The 16,483-nt window shown below is 46.3% G+C and carries 14 protein-coding genes and 1 pseudogene; 13 read left to right on the plus strand and 2 right to left on the minus strand.

Annotation, left to right across the window (positions count from 1 at the left end; all coding sequences use genetic code 11):
- The first annotated feature begins 733 nt into the window (after window positions 1-733).
- On the plus strand, window positions 734-1,678 hold the full coding sequence (locus tag G493_RS31295) for a DUF362 domain-containing protein (protein ID WP_051309933.1): 945 nt from the start codon (window positions 734-736) through the stop codon (window positions 1,676-1,678).
- Window positions 1,679-1,731: 53 nt separating this feature from the next.
- On the plus strand, window positions 1,732-2,484 hold the full coding sequence (gene fabL / locus G493_RS0125235; RefSeq protein WP_028582575.1) for an enoyl-[acyl-carrier-protein] reductase FabL: 753 nt from the start codon (window positions 1,732-1,734) through the stop codon (window positions 2,482-2,484).
- Here the strand turns inward: fabL and G493_RS33675 are convergent.
- Window positions 2,475-2,702 carry a hypothetical protein gene (locus G493_RS33675; protein WP_153306673.1) on the minus strand — a complete coding sequence of 76 codons (228 nt, stop codon included), beginning with the start codon at window positions 2,700-2,702 and terminating at the stop codon, window positions 2,475-2,477. The genes fabL and G493_RS33675 overlap by 10 nt on opposite strands.
- Before the next feature lie 526 nt (window positions 2,703-3,228).
- Here G493_RS33675 and metK point away from each other — a divergent pair.
- The 10 genes from metK to G493_RS0125290 all read left to right on the plus strand — a co-directional run bounded on the left by metK (window position 3,229) and on the right by G493_RS0125290 (window position 14,279).
- Window positions 3,229-4,392, plus strand: coding sequence for a methionine adenosyltransferase (metK, locus tag G493_RS0125245; protein ID WP_028582577.1), 1,164 nt, complete (start codon window positions 3,229-3,231; stop codon window positions 4,390-4,392).
- Window positions 4,393-4,418: 26 nt separating this feature from the next.
- Window positions 4,419-5,705 (plus strand): adenosylhomocysteinase, encoded by a 1,287-nt coding sequence (ahcY, locus tag G493_RS0125250; protein ID WP_028582578.1) that lies wholly within the window; start codon window positions 4,419-4,421, stop codon window positions 5,703-5,705.
- A 128-nt stretch (window positions 5,706-5,833) separates the two neighbouring features.
- Window positions 5,834-6,376, plus strand: coding sequence for a 3D domain-containing protein (locus G493_RS0125255; RefSeq protein ID WP_028582579.1), 543 nt, complete (start codon window positions 5,834-5,836; stop codon window positions 6,374-6,376).
- Window positions 6,373-7,692 carry a methylenetetrahydrofolate--tRNA-(uracil(54)-C(5))-methyltransferase (FADH(2)-oxidizing) TrmFO gene (trmFO, locus tag G493_RS0125260; RefSeq protein ID WP_028582580.1) on the plus strand — a complete coding sequence of 440 codons (1,320 nt, stop codon included), beginning with the start codon at window positions 6,373-6,375 and terminating at the stop codon, window positions 7,690-7,692. Before G493_RS0125255 ends, trmFO begins: the two co-directional genes overlap by 4 nt.
- A 244-nt stretch (window positions 7,693-7,936) precedes the next feature.
- On the plus strand, window positions 7,937-9,013 hold the full coding sequence (locus tag G493_RS0125265; protein WP_035275947.1) for a polyamine ABC transporter substrate-binding protein: 1,077 nt from the start codon (window positions 7,937-7,939) through the stop codon (window positions 9,011-9,013).
- A gap of 5 nt (window positions 9,014-9,018) precedes the next feature.
- Window positions 9,019-10,161: an ABC transporter ATP-binding protein gene (locus G493_RS0125270; protein WP_028582582.1), complete on the plus strand. Its 1,143-nt coding sequence runs from the start codon at window positions 9,019-9,021 to the stop codon at window positions 10,159-10,161.
- Between the two features lie 68 nt (window positions 10,162-10,229).
- Window positions 10,230-11,165: an ABC transporter permease subunit gene (locus G493_RS0125275; protein ID WP_051309940.1), complete on the plus strand. Its 936-nt coding sequence runs from the start codon at window positions 10,230-10,232 to the stop codon at window positions 11,163-11,165.
- Window positions 11,162-11,977 (plus strand): ABC transporter permease subunit, encoded by an 816-nt coding sequence (locus G493_RS0125280; RefSeq protein WP_028582584.1) that lies wholly within the window; start codon window positions 11,162-11,164, stop codon window positions 11,975-11,977. Before G493_RS0125275 ends, G493_RS0125280 begins: the two co-directional genes overlap by 4 nt.
- Window positions 11,978-12,284: 307 nt before the next feature.
- Window positions 12,285-13,517 (plus strand): right-handed parallel beta-helix repeat-containing protein, encoded by a 1,233-nt coding sequence (locus G493_RS0125285; protein WP_028582585.1) that lies wholly within the window; start codon window positions 12,285-12,287, stop codon window positions 13,515-13,517.
- A 42-nt stretch (window positions 13,518-13,559) separates the two neighbouring features.
- Window positions 13,560-14,279 carry a class I SAM-dependent methyltransferase gene (locus G493_RS0125290; protein WP_028582586.1) on the plus strand — a complete coding sequence of 240 codons (720 nt, stop codon included), beginning with the start codon at window positions 13,560-13,562 and terminating at the stop codon, window positions 14,277-14,279.
- Here the strand turns inward: G493_RS0125290 and G493_RS31300 are convergent.
- Window positions 14,272-15,471: a transporter substrate-binding domain-containing protein gene (locus G493_RS31300; protein ID WP_153306675.1), complete on the minus strand. Its 1,200-nt coding sequence runs from the start codon at window positions 15,469-15,471 to the stop codon at window positions 14,272-14,274. The two genes, G493_RS0125290 and G493_RS31300, sit on opposite strands and share 8 nt — an antisense overlap.
- A gap of 625 nt (window positions 15,472-16,096) precedes the next feature.
- Here G493_RS31300 and G493_RS0125300 point away from each other — a divergent pair.
- Window positions 16,097-16,483 (plus strand): annotated as a pseudogene (locus G493_RS0125300) (ISNCY family transposase); the annotation flags it as partial.

Below are 16,483 nucleotides of genomic sequence, written 5' to 3' on the forward strand. Positions count from 1 at the left end.
TAACGGGGCTCACATACTACATACACAAGATATATTTCCTTAATGCCTGCCTGTTTTCAGGGGCCCAGAATATCTGTGACAGACGTCTTTTTTTCGTGAATGCTGAATGCTATTCTGTGTATTTGCAAGTGATATCAGTGTGATGACCGTTATCTTCAAAATCATTTTTTTACTGTCTGCATCTGGCGGTGTTTTTTTTATGAATGAAATGTTTGCTTTCGGGTTGTATTGGCATACTTCATGCAATATCCATGGTGAATTCTTCATCTCTTCTCTCCTTTTCCGGCTCGATTCAATTGTGGATTGAGCCGGTTTTTTTTTCGCAGACGTAAATTTGTTTTCCTGACTTTTGTCCGTATTTCTCATGACTTTTGTGAATAAATATTTAACTATTTGAAATGATAGTATTTGTTAGGCATTTCTGAAAAGTAGCGTTTTTCAGGGGGATTACAACAGTCAGCCTGCGAGGTGACAGGCTTCGCAGCATCTATTGAGTTACCTGGTGCATGCCTGGTTCCTTGTATCCACTGCAAAATATACTCGTGATACTTAGGGGCACGGAAAAAATAAATTATCCAATCTTGCCTGTCTCTCTTCTCATTCATATCATTGACATAATATGTGCAGTGTGAGTCCCTTGATGCAACGAGGTAGATGAACCGGTCTCTAGCGCTCTTTTGGAGTAGTTCTTGTTTTTTACGATCCTCAAGCCTGTGAAGGAGTTATAAACTCGGTGAGTAGTTATAATCAACCTGAAGTCTTTCTCGCCAAGGTTACAGAATACACCTCGGCAGATTTTTATCCGTCTGTGAAGGCGCTTCTTGAGCATACCGTCAACCCCAAGGGGCTCAACGGACAACGTGTTATGCTCAAACCAAATCTCATCAGTGCCAAAGGTGGGAACCTTGCCTGCACACATCCAGAGGTAATTCTTGCGGTCGCCCGTTGGTTTCTCGAAAACGGTGCACGTGTTCAGGTTGGCGACTCTCCCGCCTTCGGAACTGCAGAGACTGTTTTGGACAGTCTTCAAGTTGCTTCGACACTTCGCACGCTTGGTGTGCAGATTGTCAATTTTAATCGTGGGGTATCTAAAGTCCTGCCAGGGGGAATGCAAGTGAAGGTGGCTGCCGCCGCAGTGGAGTGTGACCTGCTGGTCAATCTCCCCAAGTGTAAAGCACATGCCCAGGCCAGGATTACACTGGCCATGAAAAATTATTATGGATGTGTTGTAGGATTGCGAAAAGCCTGGGCCCATATGCAGCATGGCGGAAAAAATGGTCGGTTTGCAGAATTGGTGGTGCAGTTGCCTTCCGTGCTCGCACCTTCCGTTTCCCTGATGGATGGTATCATCGCTATGCATCGTACCGGCCCTGTCCATGGAGTTGCTTTTCCTGCAGGTGTGATGGCTGCTGCGCAAAATGCTGTAGCATTGGATACTGTTCTCATGGGTGTGCTGAATATTACCCCTCAGAGTTGCCCCCTTTGGGTGGCTGCTTCCGAGCTTGGAATGGAAGGTACAGCTGCTGGACCATTTCAGTGGTTGACAGGCGAACCTCAAGGATACATTGTTAAGGACTTTGAAGTACCATCGGTACTTATGCCGATTCGATTTAATCCATTTCGCTTTATACGAAGCAGTGTACGAAGAGTTCTTTTGTCGCGGAAATCTGCAGAATAGTGCAGTGATTTTGCGTTTCCGGGCAGAAGTGTTTACAGATTTAGAGGGAATTTATGAAGGAATTACAAGGTAAAACAGCCTTTATTACTGGTGGATCACGGGGCATTGGTCGAGCCATTGCCATCCGGCTTGCAGAACATGGTGTCAACAGTATCATCAACTACGTTCGCCATAAACGTAATGCAGAGGAAACCGTTGAAGCTGTTCGCGAAAAGGGCGTGGAATGCCAGGCTATCAAGGCCAATATTGCCGATGAAAAGAGCCTGGCCAGGATGTTCTCTGTACTTGATGAACAGAAACAGCAGATCGATTATGTCGTCTCCAACGCAGCGTCTGGTGTTTTAAAGCCTGCTCTGGAATTAACAACCAGGCATTGGGATTGGGCAATGAACATCAATGCCCGGGCACTGCTCTCGCTGACCAAGCAGGTCATCCCTTTTATGAACCCGGGAGGACGTATTATAACAATTTCATCTTTAGGTTCTGTCCGGGCTCTTCCTGACTACACAGCTGTAGGCGCTTCCAAGGCCGCACTGGAATCTCTTGTTCGTCATCTTGCTGTGGAGCTCGGTCCTAAAGGTATCTTGATTAATACTATTTCCGCAGGGGTTGTTGATACCGATGCTTTGAAAAAGTTTCCTGCCCGTGATCAGATACTACAGTTCTCGTTGGACAGAACTCCCCTCGGTCGATTGACTACACCAGAAGATGTGGCTAACGTGGCGTTGTTTCTATGTAGCGATCTTGCCACGATGATTCATGGACAGGTTATTACCGTAGACGGTGGATACGCTATTCAGGGCTGAGAATGTTTGATGAGCCTGTACATAACTTCAAAGCAGGCTATGACTATGCCGTAGAGAAAAGCAGCGGTGATAAAGCTTGGCCAGCCGCTGCTTTTTGTATGAAACAGGTTCTGGAGGGGGGCGTACCATCCAGCATACAGGCCCGAGGCATGCAGCATCCAGAATCCAGGGAAAGTACAACCAATAGTGAGATAGAAAAACTGTCGTATGTGTTTCATGGTAGGATGAGTTCTTTTTGTTACATTCACTCCTGCGGGTACATTGATGCATTGTACTCTTTGTGGGACTGAAAACAAAGCAGCAACATTTTCAGAGAAATGTTTGCCTGTTTTTTCTGGGAGTGATTGCTAAAATGCAAAATTGTCCGTACTGTGACATGCTACCAAGGGTTTAGCTTGAATATTCCGCGGAGGAGAAGTATTATCGCTGGTCTGAGAAGTGAAAAGCGTTATCAGACCGGAACAGTTCGTTGTCAGTGATACACCGTAAGCTGTTGTATATGTCTGCATGCTTTCCTGGCCACGGTTATGGGGCGGCCTGTGGCGAGTTATTCATGTCGAACTGGAGTTACCTTCTATCTGCTTCGGAGTCGTCATTGTTACCCGCAAAAGATCATTCGAGTTTCGCTTTTATCAGCAAGTTTTTCAGATAGCATAGTTGTTTTATCTGAAAATTTCACCAATCTGATTGCAAGATTCAAAGGGAAGCTCGGATATACGAATATTTCAAGAGAGGAAAACACATATGTCATGTCATTTATTTACCTCAGAGTCGGTTTCTGAGGGACATCCCGATAAGGTTGCAGACCAGATATCCGACCATATTCTGGATGCAATTCTGGAGCAGGATAAACACTCCCGGGTTGCCTGTGAAAGTCTGGTAACAACTGGTATGGCGCTGATAGCCGGAGAGATAACCACTTCAGCCTGGGTAGACATGCCACAAATCGTTCGTGATACCATTCGTGAAATTGGTTATAATTCTTCTGATATGGGTTTTGACTGGCAATCCTGCGCAGTTATGACTTCCATTGACAAGCAGTCCCCTGATATTGCGATGGGGGTTGACGAAGGCTCTGGAGTCGATCTTGATCAGGGGGCTGGTGACCAGGGGTTGATGTTTGGGTATGCCTGTACTGAGACCAAGGTACTCATGCCAATGCCCATTACTTACGCCCACAGGCTTGTCATGCAGCAGGCAGAAGTACGAAAGGGTGGTAAGCTACCCTGGCTGCGACCTGATGCCAAGAGCCAGGTGACTATCGAGTACGAGAATAATGTTCCCAAGCGTATCGAAGCCATAGTTCTTTCCACGCAACACTCGCCAGATATAGCATATAAGGATTTACAGGAAGCGGTCATGGAGGAAATTATCAAGCCTGTACTTCCAGAGAAGATGCTTGACGCGAATACCAAATTTTTTATCAATCCCACCGGAAGGTTTGTTATAGGTGGTCCTGTTGGTGATTGCGGGGTGACCGGCCGTAAAATTATCGTAGATTCCTATGGCGGGCGAGGGTCCCATGGCGGCGGAGCTTTTTCCGGTAAGGATCCCTCCAAGGTCGATCGTTCTTCCTCCTATATGGGAAGATATGTTGCTAAAAATATTGTTGCTGCCGGGCTGGCCACAGAGGTTGAAGTGCAGGTGGCGTATGCCATTGGAATTTCTCAGCCCGTGTCTATCAATATCAAAACATTCGGTACCGGCATAATAGAAGAAAGCCGTCTGGTTAAAATTGTAGGCCAGGTATTTGATTTGCGCCCCAAGGCTATTATTCAACAGCTCGACTTGTTACGACCAATATATGGGAAAACAGCGGCTTATGGCCATTTCGGAAGAGAGTTGCCTGAGTTTACCTGGGAAAAGACAGATAAGGTAGAGGCTCTCAAGGATGCTGCAGGAATCTGACGGCAGGAAGAATCAAGGAGTATATTATGACTGATTATAAAGTAGCTGATATCAATCTTTCCACCTGGGGTAGAAAGGAAATCGCCATAGCAGAGACCGAAATGCCAGGCCTTATGGCTTTGCGTGAAGAATATGCTGGTCAAAAACCACTGCAGGGTGCTCGTATTGCGGGCTGCCTTCATATGACCATACAGACGGCTGTGCTCATGGAAACCCTGGTTGCTTTGGGAGCAGAGTTGCGATGGTCTTCATGCAACATTTTTTCCACCCAAGATCATGCTGCAGCGGCGGTGGCTGCTGCGGGTATCCCAACCTTTGCCTGGAAAGGGGAAACAGAAGAGGAATTTTGGTGGTGTATAGAACAAACCATTAAGGGACCCGATGGCTGGACTCCCAATATGTTGCTTGATGACGGGGGAGATCTGACCTTGGTTATGCATCAGAAGTATCCGGAGATGATGAATGATGTCCGTGGTATTTCAGAGGAGACCACAACCGGGGTTCTGCGCCTGAATGAAATGGCGAGAGATGGTAAATTGCTGGCTCCGGCCTTTAATGTCAATGATTCGGTTACAAAATCGAAATTTGACAACCTGTACGGCTGCAGAGAGTCTTTGCTTGATGGCATTAAACGCGGAACAGATGTCATGGTTGCCGGTAAGGTAGCCGTGGTAGCCGGGTATGGAGATGTGGGCAAAGGTTGCGCCCAGGCTTTCCGTGGAATGGGTGCTTCTGTAATGGTGACCGAAATCGATCCTATCTGTGCTCTGCAGGCTGCTATGGAAGGGTATAAAGTGGTAACCATGGAGGAGGCCGCATCTGTAGGTGATATTTTTGTCACAGCAACAGGGAATGTGCACGTGATCACCAGATCCCACATGGAAGCCATGAAAGATCAGGCTATAGTCTGCAATATTGGTCATTTTGATTCCGAGATCGATATCGCCTCAATTCGTGAACTTGAATGGGAAAATATCAAACCCCAGGTAGATCATGTAATTTTTCCAGATGGTAAACGAATCATTGTTCTTGCAGAAGGGCGATTGGTAAACCTGGGTTGCGCCACAGGGCATCCCAGCTTTGTGATGAGCAACTCTTTTACCAATCAGGTTCTGGCTCAGATTGAGCTGTGGAAGAATTCTGAAAAATATGACAAAAAAGTCTATTTTCTGCCCAAAAAGCTTGATGAAAGAGTGGCCATGCTCCATCTGAAAAAGATTGGTGCTCAATTGACCACATTGAGCCAGAAACAGGCTGATTATATTGGGGTTTCCGTCGAAGGACCGTTTAAGCCCGAGTATTACAGATATTAAGCAGCATCACAGGTTGATCCGGGTCGATGCTTACCGACCCGGACATCCCCATTTCATGTCTTTACCAGACCTTGCTGAGTGCTTGAACTTGTATAAGGTGTTTTTGAGGCTATAAAAAAGGTGTTTTCGTGCAATTTCCACGGTATGGCGAAATATGCGGACTCATTCTTCTGCTCTCAACTCTTTTTCTTTTTTCCGGCTGTGCCACCCGAACAACACGTATGATGGAAACAACAGCCTACTGCGGTTGTGGGCAGTGCTGTTCATGGGAAAGGGGGAGTTGGCGTTACCTGAAACTCGACTTTTGGAATCGCTATGTCAGTGCAGGTAAAAGAAAAGGTGCACCATATACAGGTAAAACAGCTGCCAATACAGATCCAGTGGAGCCGCATCCTGGGCTTTTTTCCTCAGACAGTCTTGTCCACCCCTGGGTCATTCCTTTTCGAATAGTTTTTCCATGGCTTTGGATGCAACGCGACGGCACCATAGCTGCAGATACAGAATATTATCCGTTCGGCACCCGAATGTATGTCCCTGGTTATGGATGGGGCGTAGTTTCAGATCGTGGTTCTGCAATTAAGGGACCAGACCGGCTGGATCTCTATTTTGATTCCCATAGTGATGCCCTTGAATGGGGCCGCCAACGGCTTGAAGTTGAGTTTGTGCAATGAAAAAAGTAATGATCATAGGTGGCGGCCTTGCCGGGTGCGAAGCCGCATATCAGCTGGCTTCCCGAGGAATTCCAGTCGAACTCTTTGAAATGAAACCAGGAATGTTCAGCCCTGCTCATGAAACAGAAGGGCTGGCAGAGTTGGTGTGTTCCAATTCTTTGCGTTCCAATGCACCCGATTCTGCGGTTGGGCTGCTGAAAGAGGAAATGCGCAGCACGGGTTCTTTGCTCATGCAGGTTGCTGAAGCAACTCAGGTGCCGGCTGGCAAAGCTCTGGCAGTTGACCGCAAGCTGTTTTCGCAGAAAGTTACTGAGACCATGGTTCAGCACGAGTTGATTACCCTGCGAAGGGAGGAAGTGACCTCGCTGCCTGGACCGGATTCTTCACCGGTTATTCTTGCCACGGGTCCCCTGACTTCTGACTCCCTTGCCCGTGATCTTCAGAGGCTCACAGGTCAGCAGCTTGCATTTTATGATGCCATTGCACCTATTGTTTCAGCAGAAAGTCTGGACAAATCTTTGATTTATCGTAAGTCCAGGTGGGATGATGACGGACCAGGCGATTACCTGAACTGTCCCATGACAGAGGCTCAGTATGAGCACTTCATAACCCTGTTGCAGGAGGGGGAGACTGTCCCCCTGAAAGACTTTGAAGACGCTAAATTTTTCGAGGGCTGTCTTCCTGTTGAAGTTATGTGCAGCCGCGGAAAAGATACCCTGCGATTTGGGCCTATGAAACCAGTTGGTCTTGCCCATCCTGAAACCGGTGAAGTCCCTTTTGCTGTGGTCCAACTCCGCGCTGAAAACAGGGAAGAGACCATGTATAATCTGGTTGGATTCCAGACGAAATTGACATACCCTGCCCAAAAACAGGTGTTTAGCTCTATCCCTGGACTGGAGCACGCAGAGTTTCTGCGTTATGGCTCCATTCATAGAAATACGTTTATCTGTGCACCCAGTCTGTTACAACCATCTCTGCAATTACAGGAACAATCTAATCTGTTCATTGCCGGTCAACTTTCAGGGGTTGAAGGGTATGTGGAATCTATTGCCATGGGAATGCTGGCTGGTATAAACTGCGCTTGCCTGGTGCTGCATGGGCAGGTACCGTCAGTTCCCCCTCCAGGAACTGCTTTGGGAGCACTGATTAATCATCTGACACAATCTGATCCCCGTCATTTCCAGCCAAGCAATGTCAATTTTGGGCTTTTTCCTCCTTTGCAGAAGAAAATGCGCAAAAGAGATCGTGGCACTTTTCGCGCTCAACTTGCAAAAGATCTGCTTGACCAGTGGCTACAGCACGACAAAATTGTCTGATTTTTGAGCTGTTCTTTGATTTCGTCTAACACTGAATCTATCGTTTTTTTACATTTGACATGAATGTAGAGCGTGCTGTATAGAAGAACGCTTTTATAGGAATCCTTATTTTTATTGTATCTTCATCCATAGGATTGTGTAGGGGCTTTCGTGTATACCGATCACGGATCATATGTTTAAAATACTGTGAAAATCATGTTCTGTTACAAAACAAGGAGGGGCTGCCGTGAAATGGTTTCTGGAAATGTGCTGTGTTTTGCTTTGCTTTGCTGTTGGTACGGCCAGTGCAGAGGATGGAGTTGTCCATGTGTATAATTGGTCCGACTATATTGCCGAGGATACCCTCAGTCGTTTTACTGAGGCAACGGGCATCAAGGTTGTTTATGATGTGTATGATGCCAATGAAACCCTTGAGGCCAAACTCTTTGCCGGGCACACCGGATATGATGTGGTCTTTCCGTCAGCACATCCCTTTGCGGGCAGGCACATTGCCTCTAATCTTTATGCTCCGCTGGATAAAAAACAATTGGCCAACCTCAGCCACGTTGATACCAATATTTTGCATGTTCTGCAGAAAATGGATACCGACAATGCTCACCTGGTGCCCTATATGTGGGGAACAACGGGTATTGGTTATAATGTTGACAAGGTAAAAGCCGTCCTGGCTGAAAAGGCGCCTGTAAATTCCTGGGAGTTGCTTTTTAACCCGGATTACGCGGCCAAGCTTGCCGAATGTGGTATTGCTCTGCTCGATGACGAGCAGGAAGTTTTTGCTGCTGCGCTGCTCTACCTTGGTAAAGATGCCAACACGGAGCGGACCGAAGATATTGAGGCTGCAACTGAGCTGCTCAAAACGATTCGCCCCTATGTGCGATATTTTCATTCTTCCCAGTACATCAATGATTTGGCAAACGGAGATATCTGTGTGGCCCATGGCTACTCCGGAGATGTGCTTCAGGCTCGTGATCGAGCCGATGAAGCAGGGCAGGGAGTGCATGTTGCGTATAGTATTCCTAAACAGGGGGCAGTCATGTGGGTTGATGTCATGGCTATCCCGGCTGACGCTCCACACTCCAGGGAAGCGCATGCCTTTATAAACTATCTGCTTTCCCCTGAGGTAATTGCTGAAATCAGTAATTATGTCGCATACGCAAATGCTAATAAAGATGCCACCCCTTTACTGGATGCTGAAATTCGCGAAGACGGCTCTATTTATCCTTCACCTGAGGTGATGGAAAGACTGGTTGTGCCAGTGGAAATCGGCAGAAAAACTCAACGGCTGAAGACCAGATCCTGGACACGGATCAAGACCGGACATTGAGTGTTATGGCTGGCGGAGAAAAAAAAGGGTATGAACCCTGGCAGGATGTCAATGCTAACCCGTTGGTACGCATCGAAGGTGTGAGTAAGACCTATGGCGAAATCTGCGCTGTGGATGATCTCAGCCTGGATATTTATCCCGGAGAATTTTTTTCTCTGCTGGGATCTTCAGGCTGTGGCAAGACAACCCTTTTGCGCATACTGGCTGGATTTGAGCAGCCGACCAAAGGGCGAATATACATAGATGATATGGATATTACAACAGTCCCTCCATATGATCGTCCCGTGAATATGATGTTTCAGTCCTATGCATTGTTTCCGCATATGAATGTGGAAGCAAATATCGGGTTTGGGTTGCGCCAGGAAAAATTGCCCCGGGCAGAAATCAGGGAACGTGTGGCTGATGCCTTGAAACTGGTAAAAATGGAAGCCTTTTCCCGGCGTAAACCCGACCAGTTATCAGGCGGACAGCGGCAACGAGTCGCCTTGGCCAGAGCCCTGGTTAAACGCCCAAAGATTCTGCTATTGGATGAGCCTCTTGGTGCCTTGGATAAAAAACTCCGGGAGCACACACAATTTGAACTGGTGAATATCCAGGAAAAACTCGGCATAACCTTTATCATGGTTACCCATGATCAGGAGGAAGCCATGACCATGTCCACCCGCATGGCGGTTATGAATGACGGGGTCATTGTACAGCTTGGAACACCACCGTATATCTATGAGTATCCAGCTACCAGATTTATTGCCGAATTTGTAGGGGCTGCAAATGTTTTAGAAGGGCGGGTTATGGGTTTTTTCGAGGATGCCCTGAGTGTTTACAGTGAAGAATACGACTGTGAACTCCTCATTCACCATCCAAAACCCATGGACATGGGCGCTTCTGTCGCTGTGGCCCTCCGGCCTGAAAAAGTTCTCATTACAGAAAAACCTGTCAATGTCGCGTCGGCTGCCAATACCCTCTCAGGAATCGTGGCGGAGATTGCCTATCTGGGAGATATCTCTATTTATCACATCCGGACCTCAGGAGGCAAACTCATCCAGGTGCAGTTGACCAATCGTAACCGTATGGAAAATCCAGGACCCACCTGGGAGCAAAAGGTGTATCTGACATGGCACTCAACAAGTGGAGTAGTGTTGGAAACATGAGAGAACGGCAATCAGCTGTGCTTCCACAGACCCTTTTGGGTCGATTCCGGCTCTGGCTTATCAATTTCATGAACTGGAGAAGAGTCCGTGGAATCGCTCGCAGTCTGCGTGGGCGTCCTCTTGTAATATTGGTTCCGATTCTGTGGTTCAGTATCTTCTTTCTGCTTCCGTTTCTTTTTGTTCTTAAAATCAGTTTTGCAGAATCTCTGCTGGCTCAACCACCATTTTCAGCCTTGTTACATTGGTCCAGCGACGGAATACTGCAGCTTCGTTTAAATGTTGGCAATTTTTTAATGCTGCTGGAAGACAGCCTATATTTCAGCGCCCTTATAAACTCCATCAAAGTAGCTGCCATTTCCGCATTCCTTACCCTGTTCATAGGGTACCCAATGGCCTTGGGAATAAGCAGGGTGCAATCCTCCTGGAGGTTGGTTTTGTTGATGCTGGTGATACTGCCTTTCTGGACCAGCTTTCTTATTCGTGTTTATGCCTGGATAGGTTTATTGAAAAACAACGGGTTATTAAACAATCTGCTTCTCTGGATAGGAATCATTGACAAACCATTACCTTTGCTGCACAGCGATTTCGCTCTGTATATCGGTATTGTGTATTCGTATCTTCCCTTTATGGTTCTTCCCCTTTATGCGACCTTGGTGAAGCTTGATCAGAGTCTTCTGGAAGCAGCCGAAGATTTGGGGTGCAGACCGCTCAGCGCGTTCTGGCGAGTAACTTTTCCCCTTTCCCTGCCAGGAGTCATTGCGGGAAGTCTGTTGGTTTTTATTCCTGCTGTGGGAGAGTTTGTCATCCCCGACCTTTTGGGGGGGCCAGATAGTCTCATGATAGGTAAAATTCTCTGGACAGAGTTCTTTAATAATCGTGATTGGCCGGTTGCATCTGCCATAGCTGTGCTGATGTTGCTGCTACTGGTTGTTCCCATGATGCTGTTTCAGAGAATCCAGGACCGGCCGGACAACCACGGCAACGGGTTAAGGAATGAGTTATGAGAAGACCGTGGTTTCTTTTCACCATGCTGAGTTTTGGTTATGCCTTTCTCTATGGCCCGATTATCTCCCTTGTTGTCTATTCGTTTAACAAGTCCCGATTGGTAACGGTATGGGGTGGCTTTTCAACCCATTGGTACCGGGAACTGTTACATGATGAACAGATTCTGTCCGCTGCCTGGCTCAGTCTTAAAATCGCTTCTTTAAATGCTTGCCTGGCAGTGATACTGGGATTATTTGCCGGATTTTCACTGGCCCGTTTTGGGCGTTTTCGCGGCAGAGGGTTTCTTTCTGGGATGGTTGGTGCTCCCCTGGTTATGCCGGATGTTATTCTCGGGTTGTCAATGCTCTTGCTGTTTGTAGCCATGCAGCAGACCTTCGGCTGGCCCCAAACACGAGGGATGACTACTATTTTACTGGCTCATGTGACCTTCAGTGCCGCGTATGTAACGGTTATCGTGCAGTCCCGACTCGTCGATATGGATGTTTCCCTTGAGGAGGCTGCCATGGATTTGGGGGCTCGCCCCTGGAAAGTTTTTCTTCTTATTACTCTGCCTGTGATTGTCCCAGCCATCAGTGCAGGTTGGTTGCTTGCCTTCACCCTTTCGCTTGATGATCTGGTTATTGCCAGTTTTGTTTCCGGGCCTGGTGGAACAACTTTGCCCATGGTTGTCTATTCAAGTGTCCGCCTTGGAGTGAGTCCTGTGATCAATGCACTGGCAAGTTTGATCTTATTGCTGGTAACCAGCGGTATTATTATCACAGGACTTCTGTTACACAGGCAGGAAAAACTGCAGAAAACATCTGAATTATAGTAGACTGGAAGTGTAGCTACGTGTTGACCCTATGTTCGATTATTTTGAATGAGCATAGTATGTTTAGCTCTAGCAGTTAAGGGTCACGAAAAAAACACATTATCCAATCTTGCTTGTCTCTCAACTCGGTAACGTCGTCGTGTCAATGGCTCAATACGGCCAGTATGGAACCATTGACGCAACGACGTCACCAAACCGATATCCTACGCAACTTTTGGATATTTATTATTTCCCGCGACCCTAAAGCTTAATATGCAACGCCTCGGTGTATCGTATATAGTCGTAAATCAGTATGATTGGAGGAAGTATGAAAGAGAGAGTAAATATCTGTTTATCGTTACTATGTTTTGTCATTTTGTCGTTAAGTTACTCCTCCTGCTGGGCTGTTACGGTGGCTTCAGTTACAGCCCTGGAAAACGCAGTTACTGCCGCGAACTCCGGTGGCGATACAAATATAGTGATAGCAGCAGGAACGTACAATCTGAATGGTGTCTATCTGCGCATTACAGCTGACAACGTGACAGTCGCAGGAGCAACAGGAAAGTCTGCTGATGTGATCCTTGACGGCAACTATGTGACAACGGAAATTTTTCAGATAGTGTCTTCCAATGTCACTCTCAAGGATATGACCTTGAAAAGGGCATACTATCACCCCATTCATATTTTCCCTGATACTGGTGATGTAACTGGAAACAGGATTTTGAACGTGCATATCATAGATCCTGGGCAACAGGCCATAAAGATCAACCAGGATGCAGGAAAGAATTATTCAGCTGTGAGCGGTCTTATCAGTGATTCGCATATTGAACTCACTGATAGCGGGCGAGCGAAAGTTTGGGAGATAAACGGAAGTTGTTACACCGGTGGTGTGGATGGACACCACGCCTTGAATTGGACAGTTAGTGATAATTACATTGAGGGGTTCTGGTGTGAGAATGGGCTATCAGAGCACGGTGTTCATTTCTGGTCCTCCTCTGCTGATTCATTGGTCGAGGGGAACACCATAGTCAACTGTGATCGCGGAATAGGTTTTGGTTTGGGAAGCAGTCCCCATTATCGCGGTATTATCCGTAACAATATGCTGTTTCATGACAGTGGGCATGCCCATAGTGATGTTGGGATAGGTCTTGAGAATGCCCAGGGGGCAAAGGTCTACAACAACACTATCTACCATCAGCACAGTTACACCAACGCCATTGAATATCGTTTCAGTGGTACCACAGGAGGTACTATTGCCAACAACCTTACCAACAAGGCTATAGCGAGCAGGGATGGCGGGAGTGCACAGGTGTTCAGTAATTTTACCAGTGCCCAGGCAGCATGGTTCGTAAATGCTTCTTCTGGAAATCTGCATCTAGCTTATGCTGTTAATGGGGTTGTGGATGCAGGGACATCTATCTCAGGACTCACTAACGATATCGATGGCCAGAGCCGTCCTGCCGGACTGGGAGTCGATATAGGGGCAGATGAGTACAGCAGCGGTGATGGTGATTCCCCAGAAAGTGTGATTACCCCATTGATGTTATTACTCAAAGACTGAGGCTGATTTGAGTGTATCCATAGGATATCGGTAGACTGTAACATGAATGCTATTGTTCATAATCCCAGAAAAGATCCTCTGGGAACCATGCTGCTCGATTATCTGGATGGCGGTCACGATGCCTGTATTGAGGTCATATCTCCAACACTTGCCATGGGGCGCATGCCTGCTGCGACTATGTTTCGGAAATACAGAGATATGCCCAAGCTCGAACAGCTGGCACTGCATCATTGCACAGGCAGGATACTGGATGTAGGAGCAGGCAGCGGCTGTCATTCTTTGTATCTTCAAAATCAAGGTTTGGATGTCCTGGCTGTGGACATTTCACCTGGCTGTGTGCAGGCGATGCACAGACAATATGTACACAATCCCCGACTTTGCGATGTCTTTTCCCTTCAAGAAGAATGTTTTGATACCATTCTCATGCTCATGAATGGGCTCGGAATATGTGGAACTTTGGATGGAGTGAATCTTTTTTTACAATTTGTGGACACTATTCTGGCAAAAGAAGGGCAAATTCTGGTGGATTCAACCGACCTTGAAATTTTGCAGGAAGAGGAAGAAACTTCAGCGTGCGATGAGGATGTATATTTGGGAGAAACCAGCTTTGTGATGCGTTATCGGGATATTTATTCAGATCCATTTGATTGGGTGTATGCTGATTATGCAACTCTGCAATCCTTCGCATTACTGCATAATTTTCAGTGTCAGCAATTGTATTCCGACAACCTGGGACGTTATCTGGCGCGTATTTTTAGGTAAGGGGCACAGTTCCCTCTCCCTGCGAAACCGTTGATTTTTTGCCAAACCATTCTTCTTTGCTGTAAAGCTCATTGTAACATGCAGGGCAGATGCTGTGACTGAAATCCGCCTCTGAATGTTGGGCGATGTAGGTTTCGATTCTTGTCCAATATCCCTTGTCGTCCCGAATTCTTTTACAATGGCTGCATATGGGCAGAATACCGCGCAGGGTTTTTATTTCTTCCAGAGCTGAGGTGAGATCGGTTATCAGTTGCTCTTTTTCCTGTTCCGCTTTTTTTCTATCCTCGATTTCCCGTGCGAGTTGTCGGTTCCACTTATAAAATATACCTAACATGCTCAGTGCAATGAGGGAAACAAGAGCAACCCATTTAATGATATCTATCAGTTGCAGCCCATATTCGTATCGAACAGGGATCCATTTCTGACGAATTTCGTCATGGGTTGTTTTGGAAATGGCAGCAAGTGCCTTGTTCAATATCGGAACGAGTTCGGGCCAATCTTTTCGCACACCTATATAGAGCGCATAATCGTCCAGGAGAATATCAGTTGCAATTTTTAGGTTGGTAAGTCCTTCTTTTTCTATCAGGTAAGATGCGGCGGCAAGGTTTTCAATTATGGCATCAGCCCTGCCCAAAGAAACCGCTTTTAGCCCTTCAAGGGGAGAAGAGACATTGACTCCTGTAAACGTGACGCCGTTTTGGGAGAGCCATTCATGGGTGGCATTGTTTTTTACTTGAGCCACTTTTTTGTTGCGGAGCCCCAAATGGTCATGAATGGGAGGGGCATTTTTTTGGGTGATAATAACCAGTGGAAAAGAGAGATGAGCATTACTGTAATTCAGAAACGCTCTACGCTCCTGAGTATCTGCAACACAAGCCAGAATATCAATCTCTTTGTTCTTTGTTTTTTCAAGAATATCAGGCCAAGGCTGCTTTTCGACCATCACAATGTTGAGGCCCAGTTCTTCGGCAATATGCAGCAGATAATCTGTTGCCATTCCTTTAAAGGTGCCGTCCTTATCCATATATTGAAAAGGTGGGAAAGCCTGAGGCCCGCTCATACGTAAGGTTTTATGTAGAGAAAGCCATTCTTTTTCAGTTGCCGTGAGTTCTATAGTTTCAGCGTTCACTGCCTCTGTAAGAATAATAAGGAGAGCTGCCAGAAAAAAAGCTGAATATTTTGCTATTGGCATAAAGATTGAACGTTGAGATAAGGAAGTGTTTTCGATATAGAATGTAACCTGTTCAAAAAAAAATGACAATCATGCAGCGAAAATATTATTGACAGGCACAACTCATCCCAGGGGAGCCGAAGAATTTTGAAAGTTTCCTGTATTTGTAACGGATTAGAGGGTGGCACTAGTAGACTGGTGCAGTTGGTCTGCGCAACTCGTTGTGGTTGAAGAATCAAGTTCATTGTAACAGTTACTGGTAGACAACAGGTGTATTCATGGATTGGCACTACGAGGAGTCTGGCAGAATTGTCTTTTAATCAGCATATAGATTGCTAGTAGGGCGTTGTCTGTAACTAATTGTTATTGCGCTGTAATTTATTTGATTTTGATTGTCATCTTATGGAGGTCAATGGCATAGTGTAGGTAATTAGTGTATGGTCGAAAACCTATTTACACAGTAAATACAGCTGGATAGCTCATGCGTGAGCAGGCCAAGATTTTGGTATTACAAGCTATATTCATTTTGACAAATGCCGACGCGCTACGTTAACATGCCGAAAATATGGAATTTGTGTGAAATTCATTTCGATTGTCTGCGCCAAAAAACAGGCTGTGTACCAAAATCTTCAATCTGAACCATAGCATGAGACAAACAAAACATCCTCAATTAAGAATAGGTGAAACTCCTATCGCTGAAGTTAAAATTGATCTCAAATCTCGTGATGACATACCACCCTTGCTTTTGGGGCTTCAATACATCTACACCACAGCCGATCTTCGTCAGAAAGTGTTCGAAATATTAGAACATCGAATCCAGCCTAATACGGATAAGAAGAACGGCCGTCCCGGAATGGAGCTATGGAGAATATTGGTTTTGGGAGTACTTCGGTTAAATTTGAATTGGGATTATGATCGTCTTGTCGAAATGGCGAATAATCATAAAACAATACGGCTTATGCTCGGGCACAGTTCCTGGGGCGACGATCATGAATATAGATTACAGACCATCAAAGATAATGTATCGCTTCTC

The sequence above is a fragment of the Desulfogranum japonicum DSM 18378 genome, from assembly GCF_000429945.1.
In the GTDB taxonomy this organism is placed as follows: Bacteria; Desulfobacterota; Desulfobulbia; order Desulfobulbales; family Desulfobulbaceae; genus Desulfogranum; species Desulfogranum japonicum.

What these genes read in the sequence shown, in the direction of transcription:
- G493_RS31300 (WP_153306675.1), bottom strand. Translation starts at nt 15,471, where the DNA reads ATGCCAATAGCAAAATATTCAGCTTTTTTTCTGGCAGCTCTCCTTATT.
- trmFO (WP_028582580.1), top strand. Translation starts at nt 6,373, where the DNA reads ATGAAAAAAGTAATGATCATAGGTGGCGGCCTTGCCGGGTGCGAAGCC.
- G493_RS0125290 (WP_028582586.1), top strand. Translation starts at nt 13,560, where the DNA reads ATGAATGCTATTGTTCATAATCCCAGAAAAGATCCTCTGGGAACCATG.
- G493_RS0125275 (WP_051309940.1), top strand. Translation starts at nt 10,230, where the DNA reads ATGAACTGGAGAAGAGTCCGTGGAATCGCTCGCAGTCTGCGTGGGCGT.
- metK (WP_028582577.1), top strand. Translation starts at nt 3,229, where the DNA reads ATGTCATGTCATTTATTTACCTCAGAGTCGGTTTCTGAGGGACATCCC.
- G493_RS0125265 (WP_035275947.1), top strand. Translation starts at nt 7,937, where the DNA reads ATGTGCTGTGTTTTGCTTTGCTTTGCTGTTGGTACGGCCAGTGCAGAG.
- G493_RS0125285 (WP_028582585.1), top strand. Translation starts at nt 12,285, where the DNA reads ATGAAAGAGAGAGTAAATATCTGTTTATCGTTACTATGTTTTGTCATT.
- ahcY (WP_028582578.1), top strand. Translation starts at nt 4,419, where the DNA reads ATGACTGATTATAAAGTAGCTGATATCAATCTTTCCACCTGGGGTAGA.
- G493_RS0125280 (WP_028582584.1), top strand. Translation starts at nt 11,162, where the DNA reads ATGAGAAGACCGTGGTTTCTTTTCACCATGCTGAGTTTTGGTTATGCC.
- fabL (WP_028582575.1), top strand. Translation starts at nt 1,732, where the DNA reads ATGAAGGAATTACAAGGTAAAACAGCCTTTATTACTGGTGGATCACGG.
- G493_RS0125270 (WP_028582582.1), top strand. Translation starts at nt 9,019, where the DNA reads ATGGCTGGCGGAGAAAAAAAAGGGTATGAACCCTGGCAGGATGTCAAT.
- G493_RS33675 (WP_153306673.1), bottom strand. Translation starts at nt 2,702, where the DNA reads ATGAAACACATACGACAGTTTTTCTATCTCACTATTGGTTGTACTTTC.